Source organism: Tenacibaculum sp. Ill (assembly GCF_051938915.1).
Taxonomy (GTDB): domain Bacteria; phylum Bacteroidota; class Bacteroidia; order Flavobacteriales; family Flavobacteriaceae; genus Polaribacter; species Polaribacter larymnensis.
In genome coordinates this window covers 2,309,947-2,328,034 of sequence record NZ_JBPSCW010000002.1, presented here as the reverse complement: position 1 = coordinate 2,328,034, position 18,088 = coordinate 2,309,947, and the positions used below count along the sequence as shown (strand labels likewise).

Genomic DNA, 18,088 nt, shown 5'->3' with positions numbered 1-18,088 from the left:
GTGCAATCATTAGCTAGTTTCGCTAAGAATTAAGTTGTTAGTTACTCTTTTGGCATTGGAATTTTATTTCTGAAATCAAAAGCTATTTCTGAAGCACCGTTTTTTTGTAGATAATCTAATTTATCAACAGCTTCTTGTATAGTAGGATATTCACCTTCTGGTACCCACCACATCGCGGTGTACACCTTTCCGTAGGAATGAAACCATTCTTTTCTTCTTTTCAAGAAATCTGTATGAAAAGTCTTGTACACAAAATCACCCAAAGTCTCAATAGACTCCCAAACAGAAACATTAATAATTACCTGTTCGTCATTATAAGGATTGAAACTTGTAGCGTCATTATTCTCGTCTTTTAGTCTCCAAACAAAACCGTCACTGTTTTCAGCTAAATTATTTACACGGTCTAAGTTATCTACAAACTCTTTCATAATAGGATCTTCAATGTTTACTCCTTTCATTCGAGCTGCATTGATTTCTGCTATATGGTACTTTTTCATAGGTGTTTTTTTCTTATGTTGTTAATACATTTTACACTTTGTTAGCAAATGTTTTATTCTATTTTACATTGAAAAGTATATCAGCATTTACCCAATAAACCTCTCCTTTTTCCACTCCTGCCCATCCTTTTTTATCAGGATTATTATATCTTCTGGAATAGATAAAATACTTTCCATCTGAAGACATATAAGGACAATAGTAACGCCAATTACTTTCATATTTTAATGGTATTTCTTTCGGTTTTGTCCATTCACCATTTTCATTAAACGTTATTTGAAACTTACCTTGTCCATTAGTAATGGCGTACCGCTCATCTGGTGAAATATACGTTATTAGTTCTTTATTGTCTGCCTTAATATTTATAATAATAGGTGTTTCAAATTTTTCATTTCCCAAATATTGTGCACGATATGTCTGCATTCCTCCTTTATTATTTGGTCTATTTGAACGAAAATATAAACTCCCATCCGCTGTAACAACAGGATAGGTTTCTAAGTATTCTGTGGAAACTGAAAAGTCCACTTTAGAGGCTAATTCCCATTTGCCATTCACTTTTTTACTCTTATAAATGTCTGGAGGTATAGTATAAAGTTCTTCTCGGGTAACATCATTGTTGTAAAGCTTGGGATCGACACCAAGGAAATACATTGTCTTTCCGTCTTTGGTAATTGTAGGGTCACAGGCAACTGAAACTAAAACATTATCATCATACATTTTAATTGGTTTAATGTCAGACCACTTACCATTAATCAATTCAGAATGATTAATAACAAAGCTATTGTCTACAATTCTTGAGAAAAACATTTCTGTATTATCATAATTAAAAACCACATTTAATTCGATATTGTTAGTATTGACAATTGTTGGTGCAAATAATTTAGGGATTGTAGAAGGAAGTTCTTGGTCGAAATATGAAATGGTATTGTTTTTACAGCTAAAAAATGTTAGTATAATTAAGAAAATCGATAAGTATCTATTCATTACTTTTAATATTTGCTAACGGTCTCGTATAACCGTCAGTTACGGGTTAAAGTACGCAAATTTTTCGGTTAAGCACTGGCGTTAGCAATCCCGAATGGATTCGGACGTAGTCGAATCCGCAATAATTGCGGTTATACATTGTTACCCAACGTTTTTTATTAGGTCGTTTTATATTGGTCATAATCTGGATCTTCAAACACTTTTCCTTGATGTTTTTCTATTAACTCTTGAATATCATCTAAACTTTTCTGGTTTTCCAAAAAGAATTTTTTATTCTCTTTTAAATTTAAAAAGTCCATTGTTTCAATTGCTATAAAAACACAGTAAATGAAACTATCACTTAACAATCGCAAAAAGTGACCATTCATTGCTATTTCATAATCTTCTTTTGAACGACTTTCTCGTTCTTTTATAATCGAAATTCCAGTTTCGTCTCCGTGCATAACGTGGCTACTCATTCTATAACTATGAGTCAATGCCACAATCATTTCAAAAGGTTTTCCTCGATAACTTTTTGAAATGGAAAAAATCATTTCAGTAAATGACCATTTTTGTTCAACTTTTTGTCTTTCCGATTTCGTCCATTTTTCACGCAATTCAGCTTCTTTATCAGCTGGTAAAATCATTGGTAAATATGCTAATCTGTGAATTTCACTATTACCTAAATGTTCTAAATTTCTTTTTGCCTGTGCTGATTGTTTAATCGAATTTATTTCAGCCAATGAATTCCAATATTCATTTATTCGAATAGTTTGCTCTTCTCTATCTGCGGTTGTTATAAATAGAAATTTTGTAAATGTCTCAAGAGCTGATCTTAATATAATTTCAGCGTCCCAAATCCGATTATCGATTGATAATGTCGTAACTGATTCCAAACGAGAAATAACAAATTCAATTAAGGGTAAAATTGGTTGTAATTCCGATAAGTTTTCTTTAATTATTCCAAATAATTCAGTGTTGTTTACATTAATTGCTTGAAAATATTTTTGAGTAATTATGTCTTTGTCTCTTTCCCAACTCATAGGTTTTTATCTAGTGTTTAATTTTTGTGTTCAAATGTTGGGTAACTCGTTATAAAAAACAAAAACTACTTTTATCCGGAGTATTGAAGGTGATAAACGGAAGTTTTAGCAATTTTATTCTTTTCGTTTCAAGCATCTAATATATGACAAAATAAAAAATCGTACAAAGAAGTACGGTTATAATAGGGTGTAAAAGGTTTGGATAATAGGATACTGTTATAGAAATTATTCCATTTTAAAGACTACTATTTTATCATAGTTTAATTATTTATATCCTGACAATTTTCCCGTCATCCAATTCAATAATACGATCTGTTTTTTCAGCAAAATCTAAATCATGCGTCACCATTAAGAGTGTTTTGTTATAGGTCTGTGTCAGTTCTTTAAATATATTAAAAACAATGTCTGCGTTTTTACTGTCTAAATTCCCTGTAGGTTCATCACACATAATAATAAGAGGATCATTTATCATAGCACGAGCAATAGCAACTCGTTGTTTTTCACCTCCAGATAATTTATAAGCCATTGTGTTTGCTAACTTTTCAATACCCAAATCTTTTAAAAAAGCATAAGCGTTGTGTTCTAATTCTTCTTGGCTCACTTTATTTAATTTGAACCCAGGAAGCATTACATTCTTTAAAGCACTAAACTCGTTTAGTAAATAATGAAATTGAAATACAAAACCAATTTTTTCATTTCGTATAGCAGCTAGTTCTTTTTCCGTTTTAGTATGTACAGATGAACCATCAACTATGAGCTCACCTGTAAAGTCTGTATCCATGGTAGATAGAATATAGAGTAATGTAGATTTTCCGCTACCTGACCTACCAACAATAGAAGTAAACTCACCACGATTTAAGCTAAAAGATACATCTTTTAATATATCAACTCTAACTGGGTTATAGAATGACTTAAAGATGGAATGTGCTTCTAGTACTATATTCTTTTCCATTTATTTTCCTCTTATAATAATTACTGGGTCTACTTTACTAGCCTTTTTAGCAGGCATCCAGCCCGCCAAGAAAGTTGTTGCCATTGCAAATACTACTGCTATAGTATAGTACTGTATTCCATAATCAATAGGGTAGGTATTTACTTTGGGTAATGAAGGGGTGTTGAAAGGAATTGAATCGATACCCAAGGATAATAGAAAACCAAATGATAACCCTCCTAAAGCTCCAGCAATACCTATGCTTAAGGAAATAGTAATAAATATATTCTTTACATCGCTACCTGCAAACCCCGTAGCTTTAAGAATGGCAATGGTATCCATTTTTTCATAAATTAACATATTAAGGATGTTATAGATTCCAAACCCTGAAACAATCAATAATGTAATACCAACAGCATATGAAATAATAGAACGTACGCTACTACCTGTTTCAAATTGAGCATTGGCTGTTTGAATGTCTTCTGCATTAACATTAAAAAATGTTTCATACTCATTAGCTAAAGCAGGAGCCTCGTTTAGGTTCTTGAGTTTTATTTGAATATCACTAACGTAATTGCTGTTTACACCGAGCAGTTTTCTTGTTGTTTGTAAGCTGGTAAAGCTTTGTACTTTATCAATTTCAACCAAGCCTGACTGAAAAAAACCGACAACTTTTAAATAAAACTGTTCTCCTTCAGTTGAAGTAACCGTTATAAGGTCTCCTATTTTTGCATTGATAATTTCCGCTGCGCTATATCCAAGAATTATGCTATTGGGGACTTTCTCGAGATCTTGGTAATTTCCTTCCATTACATAATCACTAAAAGCAAAAAGTGCTGACTCCTGATTAACTTCTATACCATTGATAATTCCATTAAGGTCAATGTTTCCGAAATTGTAAAAGACTTGTGTTGTTATTTTTGCAGCAACACCTTCAACACGATCATCCTTTTTAAGCTTATTTATGATTTGTTGAGCATTATATATTTCTATACGAGTATTCGCTGGTTTTATTGAGCTAATATAATTGTGATAATTTTTATATTTTTCACTTAAATCTATGGGTTGTTGTTGAGAAGGCTTGATATCATTATACAAACGAATGTGTGGTGTACGATTTAAAACTATTCCATCTAATAAATTGTTAAGTCCCTCCATAAACCCTAGTAGCGCTACAAAAAGAGCAATACTAAAAGTAACGCCAATAGCTGCAACAAGGGTTTGTTTCCAACGAGCAAGCATAAGTGCACCTGCAATTTCTATAAGGTATTTATATTTCATTATGGTAATTGAATCTTTGTAGATTTATCTATTCCACTTATAATTTCAACTAACTCATAATCCATTAAACCAGTTTCTACTTTTTGAAGCTGCCCGCCCTCTAACATAACATAAGTATCATTTATTATATACTTTCTTGGTATTGTTAAAGCATTTTGTTTTGTTTGGATAATGATGTTTGCTTCTAAAGAGAGGTTAGGGAAAAGTTTAGTAGGCTTATTGGTGAAAATAGCTTCAGCTTGGAATGAACGTGTTCTAATATTCATCATCGGTTCAATAGAAATAACTTTAGCTTCAAAAACTTGTGATTTATAACTGTCCATTCGTATGATAACTTGTTGTCCTTTTTTTATCTTAACAATGTCTTTCTCGTCAACACTTAATTCTATAATGAAATCCTCAGTACCAATAATTGCAACAGGTTTTTCACCACTATTTATTTCTCCTTCTTCTTTGTTGATTTGATAAACTAAACCATTTATCTCACTTTTTACTACAAAATCGTCTTCCTTTAATTGAGCAATTTCTAAATTATTTTTGCTTTGACCAGAAGCTAATTTTAATTGACGTTTGAGGTCGTTATAATTAGTTTTTGCTTTTATATATTCTGCTTTAGACCTTTGATAGTTTAACTCTTTTTGTTCGTACTGCAGCTTACTTCCTATATTTTTACTCCAAAGATTTTTTTGTCTTTGAAACTGCAATGAATCATAAGTGAGATTTTTCTTTGCGAGATCAATAGTTTTTTCTGCATCAAGCAACTTGTCTTTATTCCTCGTATAATCGGCGGCAAAGGATACTAGTTTTGCATTTTCGGTTGCGATTTTCAAATTCTTATTATCTATTTGAAAAAGAGGAGTTCCTTTTTTTATATGAGCACCTTCCTGCACAAATATTTTTTCTATAACACCTATTGTTTGGCCAAAAACCTCGTATTGGTTTTTAGCTTTTATAAAACCTGTTGCGTAAACACTTTCAGTAATATTTTTAGTTTCAGGCGTTGTTGACTCCATTTTGTTTGTACAAGAATAGAGTGTTAAGAAAAATATTAAGGAGAAAAATAATTTTTGTTCAAATTTCATTATCAATATGGTAAGAGCTATGTTTTTTATATAAAGTACAAAGACTAGTGTATAGATAGCTATGAGACTTGCTAACAATTATTTTCTGTAGAGAAGTTAGTCGTAAGCGAGTAAAAAAACATTTTGAATAAGAGTTTTCTTCATACTTATTACACACTATTGGTATTTATTTTTCAATTTAGCTTAAAGTTAGCAAAAAATGCTTTAGAAAAGTAAAACAAATAACAATTGAGTAATTTTTTCTAAAATGTTTACTTTTTTGAATAATAGAAAGTTATAAGGTTGTTAAAGGGCAAGTTGAATTATCTTGAAAACAATAAATCAAGCGGTTTTTGTTCAAACAACCAAATGTTCTTTTTCTCTTATCAATTTAATTCTAAAATAAAAATTGGGTAAATAAAAAATAATACTATAACTTTGCGCCGTTCATTAACGTATTGATGTTATCAAGAAAGGTGGAGGGAATAGACCCTTTGAAACCTTAGCAACCCTTTGTGCAAACAAAGAAGGTGCTACATTCTACTGCTTCGGCAGAGAGATAACGAAAAGAATTTTCTTTCCTCTTTTCCTGATAACATTACACTAAATATCAGGAATGTCAAACATTTATCAAGAAATACAAAAACGAATTCTCGTGCTCGATGGCGCTATGGGAACCATGCTTCAGGAATATAAGTTTACTGAAGAAGATTTTCGCGGAGAACGTTTTAAAGACTACCCAACACCGTTACAAGGAAACAACGATTTGTTGTCCATCACACAACCTGAAGCTGTAAAAGAAGTTCATAGAAAATACTTTGCTGCAGGAGCTGACATTGTAGAAACCAACACTTTTTCAGGAACTACTATCGCCATGGCAGATTACCAAATGGAAGATTTGGTATATGAGTTAAATTATGAATCTGCCAAAATAGCCAAAGAAGTAGCTGAGGAGTTCACTGCCAAAGAACCACACAAACCTCGATTTGTGGCAGGTTCTATCGGACCTACTAACCGTACGGCAAGTATGTCACCAGATGTAAATGATCCAGGGTACAGAGCGGTAACTTTCGACGAGTTACGCACTGCTTATAAACAACAAGTAGAAGCTTTAATTGATGGAGGATCAGATATTTTGTTAGTAGAAACTGTGTTTGATACCTTAAATGCTAAAGCCGCTTTATTTGCTATTGAAGAGGTAAAAGCGGAACGAAATATAGAAATTCCTATCATGGTTTCTGGTACGATTACCGATGCTTCTGGAAGAACATTATCAGGACAAACAGCCGAGGCCTTTCTAATTTCTATTTCTCATATTCCGCTACTATCTGTAGGATTCAATTGCGCTTTAGGAGCCAATTTATTACAGCCTCACTTAGAGGCGATAGCCTCTAAAACAGACTTTGCTATTTCTGCTCATCCAAATGCAGGATTACCCAATGCCTTTGGAGAATATGACGAAACTCCAGAAGAAACAGCGGAGCAAATAGAAGAATACTTAAAGAAAAACTTAATCAATATTATAGGAGGGTGCTGTGGTACCACGCCTAAACATATTTCAGCGATTGCAGCAGTAGCCGCGAAGTATAAACCACGAAAAGCTGAATTTGTTGCAGCAGTACAAAATAGTTAGTAGATGAGTGAGGAAAGACGATATATGAAGTTATCTGGTTTAGAACCGTTAATTATTACACCCGAAAGTAATTTTATCAATGTAGGTGAACGTACAAACGTAGCAGGATCGCGTAAATTTCTTCGATTAATTAAAGAAGAAAAGTTCGACGAAGCCTTAGCGATTGCGCGTCATCAAGTAGATGGAGGAGCGCAAATCATCGATATTAATATGGATGATGGTTTAATAGAAGGGAAAGAAGCGATGGTACGTTTCTTAAACTTAATAGCATCAGAACCTGATATTGCCAGAGTTCCTATTATGATTGATAGCTCTAAATGGGAAATAATAGAAGCTGGATTACAGGTAGTACAAGGAAAATCGGTTGTAAATTCTATTTCTTTAAAAGAAGGAGAAGAAAAATTTATTTGGGAAGCTACGCAGATTAAACGATACGGAGCCGCAGTAATTATCATGGCTTTTGATGAAGTAGGACAAGCCGATACCTACGAAAGAAGAATTGAAATTGCAGAACGTTCGTACAACATATTAACTGACATTGTCGGTTTTCCGCCAGAAGATATCATTTTCGATTTAAATATTTTTCCTGTAGCTACGGGAATGGAGGAGCATCGAAAAAATGCATTAGACTTTATTGAAGCTACCCAATGGGTACGTGAAAATTTACCCCATGTAAGTGTAAGTGGAGGGGTGAGCAACGTATCGTTTTCTTTTAGAGGAAACAATGTGGTACGTGAAGCGATGCATTCGGTATTTCTATACTATGCTATTAAAGCAGGAATGAATATGGGAATTGTGAATCCGACGATGTTAGAAGTCTACGATGATATTCCGAAGGATTTATTAGAACATATTGAAGATGTTGTTTTAGATAGGAGAGATGATGCAACTGAACGTTTATTGGAGTTTGCAGAAACGGTAAAAGGAACTAAAAAAGAAAGTAGTGAGCAGGTTTTAGAATGGAGAAGTTTACCGTTACAAGACCGTATAACACACTCTTTAGTAAAAGGAATAGATGCTTTTATTGAAGAAGATGCAGAAGAAGCACGTTTAAGTGTAGCAAAACCACTACATGTAATTGAAGGACATTTAATGACGGGAATGAATGTAGTAGGAGATTTGTTTGGTGCAGGAAAAATGTTTTTACCGCAAGTAGTAAAATCTGCCCGAGTAATGAAAAAAGCAGTCGCTTACTTAAACCCGTTTATTGAAGCTGAAAAAAGCGAGGAACAGCAAGCTATTGGAAAAATATTGATGGCGACCGTAAAAGGAGATGTACACGATATTGGTAAAAACATTGTATCTGTAGTATTAGGCTGTAACAATTATGAGATTGTTGATTTAGGTGTGATGGTTCCACCAGAAAAAATCATAGAAACCGCTAAAAAAGAGAAGGTAGATGCGATTGGTTTAAGCGGATTGATAACTCCTTCGTTAGATGAAATGGTGTATTTAGCCAAAGAAATGGAACGTCAAAATTTAGAAATTCCATTATTGATTGGTGGGGCAACTACCTCAAAAGCACATACGGCTGTAAAAATAGACACACAGTATAAAAATGCAGTAGTACACGTAAATGATGCTTCAAGAGCGGTAACCGTAGTAGGAGATTTGTTGAACCAAGAAACCTCTAATGAATACGTAGTCAAATTGAAGAAAGATTACGAAGAATTTCGTGATAAGTTCTTAAAACGAGGAAAACAAAAGCATTACATACCTATTGCAGAAGCAAGAGAGCGAAAATTTAAAATAGATTGGGATACTACAAATATTACCAAGCCTAGAGAACTAGGAATACAAAAACTAGAACAAGTAAGTTTAAAAGATTTGGTACCGTATTTTGATTGGAGTCCGTTTTTCCGCTCGTGGGATTTACACGGAAAGTTTCCTGATATTTTAGAAGATGAAGTAGTAGGGGTAGAGGCAACCAATTTGTTTGCAGATGCTCAAAAGATGTTGCAACAAATTATAGAGAAACAAGCATTAAAGCCCAAAGCTATTTTTGGTTTGTTTGAGGCAAATTCTATTAACGATGATGATATTTCAGTTCAAAAGAAAGGAAAAGAAGTTGCTGTATTTAGAACGTTACGTCAGCAATTAAAAAAGCGTGAAGGTAAACCAAGTTTTGCCTTGGCAGATTTTATTGCTCCAAAGGAAACAGATAGATCGGATTATATAGGGGCTTTCTGTACCGCCATTTTTGGAGCTGATGAATTAGCGCTACAATACAAAGAAAATTATGACGATTATAATGCAATTATGGCACAAGCTATTGCCGATCGTTTTGCTGAAGCTTTTGCTGAATATTTGCATCACAGAGTAAGAACAAAACATTGGGGTTATGCTTCCGAAGAAAATTTAACGAATGATGAATTAATAAAAGAGGATTATAAAGGAATTCGTCCTGCTCCCGGATACCCTGCATGTCCAGATCATTTAGAAAAAGAAACGATTTGGGAACTTTTACAAGTTGAAGAAAATATAGGGGTTAGCTTAACAGAAAGTTTAGCCATGTGGCCAGCAGCAGCAGTTTCAGGATATTATTTTGCCAATGAAGAAGCTAAATATTTCGGTTTGGGTAAAATAACAGACGACCAAGTAAGAGATTTTGCAGAGCGGAAAAACATTCCCTTAGAAAAAGCCAGAAAATGGTTACACCCAAACATATCAGACAATTAAGAATAATTTAAAAATAAACAAACAAAAGAGCGTATTTAATTAACAATAAGTTTTAAGTTAGGTAAACTAAAAGCTAGAAAACAGTAGTAATATTGCCATATAAAAAATCAATAAAATTAGACAAATGAAAAAGTATAATTTAGAGATTCGATTTGCAATACAGCTACTGGTAATGGCAGCAATATCGTTGATTGCAGCTTCATTGGTATAGTTAAATACGCCTTTATAAGATACACTTATGAAGGTAATAGAACATTTAGAAAAAGCTAACGGGACATCGTTGTTTTCGTTTGAAATACTTCCACCGTTAAAGGGAGATACAATAGAGTCAATATTTAAAAATATTGATCCATTAATGGAGTTTAATCCCCCGTTTATAGACGTAACCTACCATCGTGAAGAATACGTGTATAAAGAGTTAGGAGACGGACTCTTAAAAAAACAAGTAGTAAAAAAACGTCCGGGTACTGTCGGTATTTGTGCGGCTATTCAAAATAAATACCAAGTAGATGCCATTCCGCATATTTTATGTGGAGGTTTTACTAAAGAAGACACTGAAAACTTTTTAATAGACCTCGATTTTTTAGGAATTGATAACGTAGTTGCTTTACGTGGTGATGCAGTAAAAAGCGAAACTTATTTTAAACCTGAAAATGATGGGCACGCGTATGCAAGTGAGTTAGTTACACAAATAGAGAACTTAAATAAAGGAAGGTATTTGGATGATGACTTGCAAAACTCATCAAAAACCGATTTTTGTATTGGTGTAGCAGGGTATCCTGAAAAGCACATGGAAGCACCAAGTTTAGATTCTGATATTCATTTTTTAAAGAAGAAGATAAAAAATGGAGCAAACTATGTGGTAACACAAATGTTTTTCGATAATCAAAAGTATTTTGAGTTTGTAGAAAAATGTAGAGAAGAAGGTATAACTGTTCCAATTATTCCGGGTTTAAAACCTATTTCAACCAAAAAACAGTTGAATTTAATTCCACACCGTTTTAAGGTAGATTTACCTGATGCGTTGGTAAAAGAGGTTGTGAATTGTAAGAGTAATGCGGAAGTGCGACAAGTAGGAGTGGAGTGGTGTATTGCTCAAAGTAAGGAATTACAACAAAAAGGTGTACCTATTTTACATTATTATTCGATGGGAAGATCAACGAATATTCAACAAATTGCAGAGGCTGTTTTTTAATCGCAGGGCGATAGCCAAAGGTTTAATTCTTTGAGGAAGTTGATCACTAACCGTCATTGCGAACAGAGTGAAGCAATCTGTAAGTCGACAAACAGATTACTTCTTGTTATACCAAACGGTAGAGAGGAGTCTCATTCAAAAGAGTAAGAAATTTCTTACTGTTATTATGATGTGGTTATGTCTTTTATGTGACAAAATTGAAAGTAATATATTTACGTATTAAATAATGAAAAAGATGAAATTACCATTATACCAAATAGATGCTTTTACAGATAAAGTATTTGGAGGAAATCCAGCATGTGTTGTTCCGTTACAAAATTGGTTGCCAGATGAAGTTCTTTTAAAAATAGCAAAAGAAAACGCTGTGGCAGAAACAGCATTTTTTGTTGATAAAGGAGAGAAAATACATTTAAGGTGGTTTACTCCAGAAATTGAAATGGATTTATGCGGGCATGCAACACTTGCTACAGCTCATTGTTTACATTCAATTTTAAACTACCCTCATAACGAAATAGTATTTGAAACATTAAGTGGTGATTTAATTATTACGATTGAAAAGAACTTTTATTCGATGAATTTACCATCTCGAATGCCTGTTGCTTCTGAGTTACCTGAAGTCATTCAGAAGTCTTTAAATATACAACCTAAAGAGGTTTTAAAATCTAGAGATTATGTATTAGTATATGATTCTGAAGAGAAAATAAAAAATATAAAAGTAGATAGGCAGACCTTTGATCAAATAAATTTAGATCCAGGAGGGGTAGTAGTTACAGCTATAGGAGATAATTCCGATTTTGTATCAAGATATTTTACACCACAATCCTCTATTTTGGAAGATCCTGTTACTGGTTCTTCTCATTGTTCATTGGTACCATTTTGGAGTTTTCGATTGAATAAAGATAATCTTGATGCAATACAAGTTTCTGAAAGAGTAGGAGTATTAAAGTGCCAAAATAAAAAGGATAGGGTTATAATTAGCGGTAAAGCTAAAACGTATTCAGAAGGAAGCTTATGGATAGAATAACGAGTGTTTAAAGAATTGTCATTTCGAACCGAGTGAAACGAAGAGTGAGAAATCTTATGAAAGCCTGTTATTAGTTTTAATGAGATTTCTCTCTTCGGTCGAAATGACGAACAGTCATTGTGGGGAGAATACGACGAGGTAATCTGTTTATTTAGAATTCAAAATATAAAGATTGCTTCACTCTGTTCGCAATGACTTACTTATCTTCTTATAAGTAATTATTAATTGCTCTTAGCCTTTATAAAATCAGAAATTAAATAGCTAATATATTTTCCTACTTGTCCGTTAGCAATGTCATCTTTAACAACTGCTGGAGCACCCTCACAAATGTGTAAATAAGAAGCATTTTGTAACTTACCAAAATAATGTGTGAATCTACGTGCTTGTTGTGGTGTAAATCCGCTAGGTGTCATGGCACTACTAGGAAAGTGTTGCACACAATCCAAGTCAATCTCAATTCCGAAAGGAGCATTTTCTATAAAGCTTTCAGCGCGTTGTAACTCACCATCAAAAGAAGTAGATTGATAGACTTCTAACTCTTCAAAGGTGTTGTATTCTAAGTTTAAACTATCGTGAATCATTTCAAAAACATACTGAGGCGTGTAGTTTTCATGTAATCCAAACATAAAGTAGTTCTTAATAAAACCCTCTTGTAAAGCATACGAAAATCCGTTACCACTATGGCGTTCCTCCAAACGACGTAAATCGGTATGCGCATCTAGGTTAATTACATTTACAGGTTGTTCCTTTCCTTCAGAAAGTCCTTTAATGTTTCCGTAAGCGTTGTTATGACCTCCACCAATAATAATTGGTGTTTTACCACTTTTAACAATGACTTTGATAAGGTTAGAAAGTTCTTTATCAATTGTTTTTACTAATAAATCGCCTTTCTCTCTGTCGTTAACGTCAAAGCTATATACATCGTCCAAACAATCTAAATATCCTAAAACTAAGATGTTATTTCCGTCGATAAACTGATTCTGCTGTGTATTTAAGAATGCTTTTAAAGCAGGAACAAAAGCAGTATGTGCACCACCATTTCCTCCATTCATACGAACCCCAATATCTTCAGGAACTCCTAAAATAACAAAAGAAGCAGTTGAGTTTTTAAGTTCCTCTTGTAGCTCTTTTTTAGAGTTGATAACTGTAACGCACTCACCTAATTTTGTTTCACCTTCACGTGGGGTTACAAATTCTTGTATGTCTTTTTCGTTGAATATTGTTAGCATATTGTATTGTCTTTTTAGAAAACGTCATTTCGAACTGAAGTGTAACGAAAGGAGAAATCTCAAGAATGTTCGTAACTCACCTTAATGATATTCTTCGTTATCACTCGGAATGACAGCGTGTAATTTAAACCTCTTTTCCGTTGATAAATACTGAATCTATTAAGTTACTTCCGAATGAATACGGTAAAAATCCATAAGAAGGAATTTCTTTAGTTAGGATTAAGTTTGCTTTTTTCCCTTTGGTAATGCTTCCAACCTCATCAGATAAATTCATTGCATACGCTCCGTTAATTGTAGCTGCATTAATAGCTTCTTCTGGTGTCATTTTCATTTTAATACAAGCTGTTGCTACTACAAAGTTCATGTTTCCTGATGGAGTAGATCCTGGATTGTAATCGGTAGCTAAGGCTAAAGGTAACTCTGCATTTATAATATCACGTGCAGGTGTGTACGGAATACTTAAAAAATACGAGCAAGATGGTAAGGCAACAGGCATGGTTTGCGTTCCTTTCAATGCTTCAATATCTTCTGTATTCATAACTTCTAAATGGTCTACAGATAAGGCATTGTGTTTTACACTTACCTGAACACCTCCAATAGTTGTAAACTGATTTACGTGTACTTTCGGTATTAACCCGTATTGTTGAGCGGCGGTTAAAATTCTGTCGGTATCTTCTACCGAGAAATATCCTGTTTCACAGAAAGCATCTACAAAATCAGCAAGGTTTTCTTCTGCAACTTTAGGTAGCATTTCATCAATAATTAAATTGATGTATCCTTCTTTGTTGTTTTTATATTCAGTAGGAAAGGCATGCGCTCCTAAAAATGTAGCTTTTACAGGAATATTATAGTTTTCACGTAGCTTTTTAATAACACGTAACATTTTTAACTCGGCATCAATAGTTAAGCCATATCCTGATTTTATTTCAACTGCTCCAGTACCTAAAGCAATAACTTCTTCTAATCGTTTTGCCGATTGTTGGTATAATTCTTCTTCTGAAGTTTCTTGTAACTTTTTTGCAGAGTTTACGATACCACCACCACGATTGGCAATTTCTTCATAACTCAATCCGTTAATTCTATCCACAAACTCTTGTTCACGATTTCCTGCATATACAATGTGTGTATGCGAATCACACCAAGTAGGTAACATCATTTTACCAGTACAGTCCACAGTTTTATCAGCAGAAGTAGGAGCTTTTTTCATGCTTCCATAGTCAGTAATAATACCGTTTTCAACCAATAAAAAAGCGTTTTTTATGGTAGGTAAAATGTTCATCGAAGCTCCTGATACTTTTTTAGTACTTGTTTCTCTAATTTGGATTAATTCTTTGATGTTTATGAATAAAGTTGTCATGTTGAATGCTTAAATTTGTTAGACAAACTTACGGTAAAAACTACAATTTATGATACATTTTTTAGGAGTGATTTGCGTTTTAATACTCTTTTCTATTTCGTTAATTCACGTTTATTGGGCTTTTGGTGGAACTTTATGGGTAGATGCTGTAATACCTACTAAAACAGCAAATGAAAAAGCAATGAATCCACCCAAAGCACTAACTTTTGTAGTAGCTATAGTAATAGGTGCTTTTGCTGTTGTGTATGCAGAAAAAATACAGCTATTTACGCTGAATTCAATGCCTACATGGTTGCAAGACTATGGACTTTACGTTGTGGCTAGTATTTTTATAATTAGGGCTATTGGTGATTTTAAGTATGTAGGCTTTTTTAAGAAAACCAAGGCAACAGAGTTTGCCGTAAACGATACTAAGTATTTTTCTCCACTATGTTTATTTTTAGGAGTGGTTGGATTACTAATAGCGCTTTAACGTAAATCATTAAGACAATATAATAAACCTGCTTAACAGTTAATTTTTAAGTGTTGAGCAGGTTTCTTTTAGCTGTTCCATTACTATTTTTTCTCTTTCTGATAATTCAATTAATATTTCAGAAGCGTAATTAACATATTTAATTTCTTTTGTTTCTCCTATTTCGTTGAATAAATCGGCAACGTTTGTCCATAATTTAGCAATAGCACTGTATTCTTCGCTCGATTTAATTAAAGTTTTAGAGTTAAGAAGTTCTCCACTTTCTTTAAGAAAATTACTATACATTTTTCTAAATAATGAACCTCCCGTACCTCCATTTTCCATAAGAGATGCAGAAGTTTGAAAATCCCTTTTTATATCCTTACTGGTTTCAAACCACGTTTTAATTTCTTTACTCGTTTTAAATATTCCTTTATAGCCAATATTCTTAATAGGTGGATTTAAAAAATCAGTAGCATTATTGTAAATAGCAGGTCTAATGATGTTTTTTAAATCAGGTGTTTTTTCTTTTTTAGAAATAGTATAAGAAAGGTTTTTGGAAGACATAGGCCCCTTTTCATTTCTTGCTAGTTCTAAGTTTTTTAGTGTAGTTTTAGCATCTCTACCTTGTTGATTTGTATCGTTTAAATATGCTAGTTGGTCATCATACCCATAGATTGAAGCATAATGACCTGCAAAATGAATTTTTGTAGTAAAATAATCTAAATGATAACAATCTAATTTTAAGCCTACTGCTTTTCCTTGCGCTATATATTGCTGAACATTTTTCCATGCTTTTTTTATAGAGGAAGTCTCTTTGACCTCTAAATTTAAGTTTAGATTTCTACAAATATTTTCAGTCAAAACATCTGGTTTAACTCTACCACCTATAAAGGGGAAGTCCATAATCTTCATATTCCAAAAAATATAACCTAAACCTTCTCCGATTCCAAACAACATGGGTTCTGAAAGGTTAATATCAAGTTGATATAATAAACTCCCTGTAGTGGTAGTTTCGCAATGTTGACCGTTAAATGGCTTGAAATCTTTTATTATCATAATCTTTTTATTGTGATAACACAAAGCTATTAGTAATTTGTGACAACCCTATGTCAACTATAAATTAAAAAAGCAGTATAAGTTAAGACTCATACCGCTTTTTTTAGATATTAATGTGCAGTGGTTTTTTTATTTCAAGTTCTCTTTAAAGAATACTTCAAGCTTAGCAAACGGAATTACATCTATTTTATCATATAAATCAGTGTGAACTGCGTTAGGAATAATCATTAACTCCTTGGGTTCTGCAGCAGCCTTAATAGCATCTTCACTAAAATACCTAGAATGTGCATTTTCTCCTGCAATTACTAAAATTGGTCTTGGAGAAATTTCCTCGATGTATGTCATAATTGGCATGTTCATCAATGAAATAGGAGTCGTCATCGTCCATGATCCATTTGAGTTTATAGAACGTGGATGAAAACCTCTTTCAGTCTTGTAATAACTAACATATCCTTGAACAAATTCAGGTTCTTCTCCTGTTAATTGATCTGCTGAAGGAAGTCCTGCTGGACTATATGCAGGTTCACCATTTTCAGCATCAGCCCAACGTTGCTGACTTAGTTGTTCTAACATCTGTGTACGTTGCTCTGGGGTTACACTGTCGAAGTAGCCTTTTGCTGTTACACGAGACATATCGTACATACTTGCCACTGCCACAGCTTTAACACGTTTGTCTACAGCAGCTGCATTCAAAGCAAAACCTCCGAATCCACAAATTCCCATAATTCCAACACGGTTTCGATCAACATAGGATAAAGTCCCAAGAAAATCAATTGCTGCACTTAAGTCTTCTGTAAATATTTCAGGTGATGCAACATTTCTTGGTTTTCCTCCACTTTCACCTGTAAATGAAGGATCGAATGCTACCACAACAAATCCACGTTGGGCAAGTTGATTAGCATATAATCCAGATGATTGTTCTTTTACAGCACCATAAGGTCCGCTGGTAGCTAAAGCAGGTAACTTTTCGTTTCCTTTATTTTTAGGAGAGTATAAATCACCAGTTAATGTTATTCCATATCGGTTTTTAAAAGTAACCTTTTCTCGTGTTACGTTTTCACTTAATTCAAACGTATAATGTTCTGTTTCTTGATACATGTTTTCTGTTTTTTTAATAGTATTATTCTGACCGTTTGAGTAGCTCACACATAAAAGTGTAGCTATTGCTAGTATTAACGTTCTCATTATTTCTCTTTTAAATACTCTTTATCTGTAACAGCTTCTTTCCAGTCTACAATTCCTTTTTCAATATTGGGTACAATGTAGAGCTGTTGTAAGCCAACATCAGGACTAGCACCATGCCAGTGATTTACATTTGGAGGACATTTTACTACATCTCCTTTTTTAATAGTCTCAATCGGTCCTCCTTCAATTTGATGATAGCCAACACCATCAGTAATGATTAGGATTTGTCCAGCAGGGTGACTGTGCCAATTACTTCTAGCTCCAGGTTCAAAGTAGACATTACCCACTGTTGTTGTAAATACAGAGTCGGGAGCCACTAGTCCATAGTTAAAGGCATTTCCTGTAAATAGTTCATTTGATCCTTTCTCGCCTTTAGGAAAGATAGCATCTAGTTTATTTTTGATTTTTTCCATGATTTCTATATTTTTTTGGTTTTTTGATTGACATCCTACAAGAAGAATAAAGCATCCTAATAGGAGTGTCAGTACTTTTATTTTTGTTG

Annotated in this window: 16 protein-coding genes and 1 riboswitch; of the genes, 5 read left to right on the top strand and 11 right to left on the bottom strand. The window is 33.5% G+C overall.

Annotated features, from left to right (window positions below; translation table 11 throughout):
- Positions 1-41: 41 nt before the first annotated feature.
- The 6 genes from ACTPNM_RS10890 to ACTPNM_RS10865 all read right to left on the bottom strand — a co-directional run bounded on the left by ACTPNM_RS10890 (position 42) and on the right by ACTPNM_RS10865 (position 5,726).
- A complete protein-coding gene (locus ACTPNM_RS10890) occupies positions 42-497 on the bottom strand; it encodes a DUF3291 domain-containing protein (protein WP_440121798.1) in 456 nt (151 codons plus the stop codon).
- Between the two features lie 58 nt (positions 498-555).
- The gene (locus ACTPNM_RS10885; protein ID WP_440121797.1) at positions 556-1,479 is read right to left on the bottom strand and encodes a hypothetical protein; all 924 of its coding nucleotides are present in this window, start codon (positions 1,477-1,479) and stop codon (positions 556-558) included.
- Between the two features lie 158 nt (positions 1,480-1,637).
- Positions 1,638-2,501 (bottom strand): hypothetical protein, encoded by an 864-nt coding sequence (locus tag ACTPNM_RS10880; RefSeq protein WP_440121796.1) that lies wholly within the window; start codon positions 2,499-2,501, stop codon positions 1,638-1,640.
- Between the two features lie 268 nt (positions 2,502-2,769).
- On the bottom strand, positions 2,770-3,453 hold the full coding sequence (locus ACTPNM_RS10875; RefSeq protein WP_099214192.1) for an ABC transporter ATP-binding protein: 684 nt from the start codon (positions 3,451-3,453) through the stop codon (positions 2,770-2,772).
- Positions 3,454-4,713 (bottom strand): ABC transporter permease, encoded by a 1,260-nt coding sequence (locus ACTPNM_RS10870; RefSeq protein WP_440121794.1) that lies wholly within the window; start codon positions 4,711-4,713, stop codon positions 3,454-3,456.
- Positions 4,713-5,726, bottom strand: coding sequence for an efflux RND transporter periplasmic adaptor subunit (locus tag ACTPNM_RS10865; protein ID WP_440121793.1), 1,014 nt, complete (start codon positions 5,724-5,726; stop codon positions 4,713-4,715). Before ACTPNM_RS10865 ends, ACTPNM_RS10870 begins: the two co-directional genes overlap by 1 nt.
- A gap of 509 nt (positions 5,727-6,235) precedes the next feature.
- Positions 6,236-6,340, top strand: a riboswitch (SAM riboswitch).
- Between the two features lie 50 nt (positions 6,341-6,390).
- Here ACTPNM_RS10865 and ACTPNM_RS10860 point away from each other — a divergent pair.
- The 4 genes from ACTPNM_RS10860 (at position 6,391) to ACTPNM_RS10845 (ending at position 12,305) form a co-directional block, all read left to right on the top strand.
- Positions 6,391-7,407, top strand: coding sequence for a homocysteine S-methyltransferase family protein (locus ACTPNM_RS10860; protein WP_440121792.1), 1,017 nt, complete (start codon positions 6,391-6,393; stop codon positions 7,405-7,407).
- 3 nt (positions 7,408-7,410) lie between these two features.
- On the top strand, positions 7,411-10,086 hold the full coding sequence (gene metH / locus ACTPNM_RS10855) for a methionine synthase (protein WP_440121791.1): 2,676 nt from the start codon (positions 7,411-7,413) through the stop codon (positions 10,084-10,086).
- 238 nt (positions 10,087-10,324) lie between these two features.
- Entirely contained in the window at positions 10,325-11,281 is a 957-nt protein-coding gene (metF, locus tag ACTPNM_RS10850; protein ID WP_028891826.1) for a methylenetetrahydrofolate reductase [NAD(P)H], read from the top strand.
- 235 nt (positions 11,282-11,516) lie between these two features.
- Entirely contained in the window at positions 11,517-12,305 is a 789-nt protein-coding gene (locus ACTPNM_RS10845) for a PhzF family phenazine biosynthesis protein (RefSeq protein ID WP_440121789.1), read from the top strand.
- A gap of 221 nt (positions 12,306-12,526) precedes the next feature.
- On the opposite strand, the gene ACTPNM_RS10840 is transcribed toward ACTPNM_RS10845, so the two are convergent.
- Positions 12,527-13,534: a formimidoylglutamase gene (locus ACTPNM_RS10840; RefSeq protein ID WP_440121788.1), complete on the bottom strand. Its 1,008-nt coding sequence runs from the start codon at positions 13,532-13,534 to the stop codon at positions 12,527-12,529.
- 124 nt (positions 13,535-13,658) lie between these two features.
- Positions 13,659-14,891 (bottom strand): imidazolonepropionase, encoded by a 1,233-nt coding sequence (hutI, locus tag ACTPNM_RS10835; protein ID WP_440121787.1) that lies wholly within the window; start codon positions 14,889-14,891, stop codon positions 13,659-13,661.
- 49 nt (positions 14,892-14,940) lie between these two features.
- Between hutI and ACTPNM_RS10830 the strand changes: the two genes are divergently transcribed.
- Entirely contained in the window at positions 14,941-15,363 is a 423-nt protein-coding gene (locus tag ACTPNM_RS10830) for a DUF3995 domain-containing protein (protein WP_440121786.1), read from the top strand.
- Between the two features lie 39 nt (positions 15,364-15,402).
- On the opposite strand, the gene ACTPNM_RS10825 is transcribed toward ACTPNM_RS10830, so the two are convergent.
- The 3 genes from ACTPNM_RS10825 to ACTPNM_RS10815 form a co-directional block, all read right to left on the bottom strand.
- A complete protein-coding gene (locus ACTPNM_RS10825; RefSeq protein ID WP_440121785.1) occupies positions 15,403-16,401 on the bottom strand; it encodes a BtrH N-terminal domain-containing protein in 999 nt (332 codons plus the stop codon).
- Between the two features lie 129 nt (positions 16,402-16,530).
- A complete protein-coding gene (locus ACTPNM_RS10820; protein WP_440121783.1) occupies positions 16,531-17,586 on the bottom strand; it encodes an alpha/beta hydrolase in 1,056 nt (351 codons plus the stop codon).
- On the bottom strand, positions 17,586-17,999 hold the full coding sequence (locus tag ACTPNM_RS10815; protein ID WP_440121782.1) for a cupin domain-containing protein: 414 nt from the start codon (positions 17,997-17,999) through the stop codon (positions 17,586-17,588). The genes ACTPNM_RS10820 and ACTPNM_RS10815 overlap by 1 nt, the downstream gene beginning before the upstream one ends.
- Between the last annotated feature and the right edge of the window lie 89 nt (positions 18,000-18,088).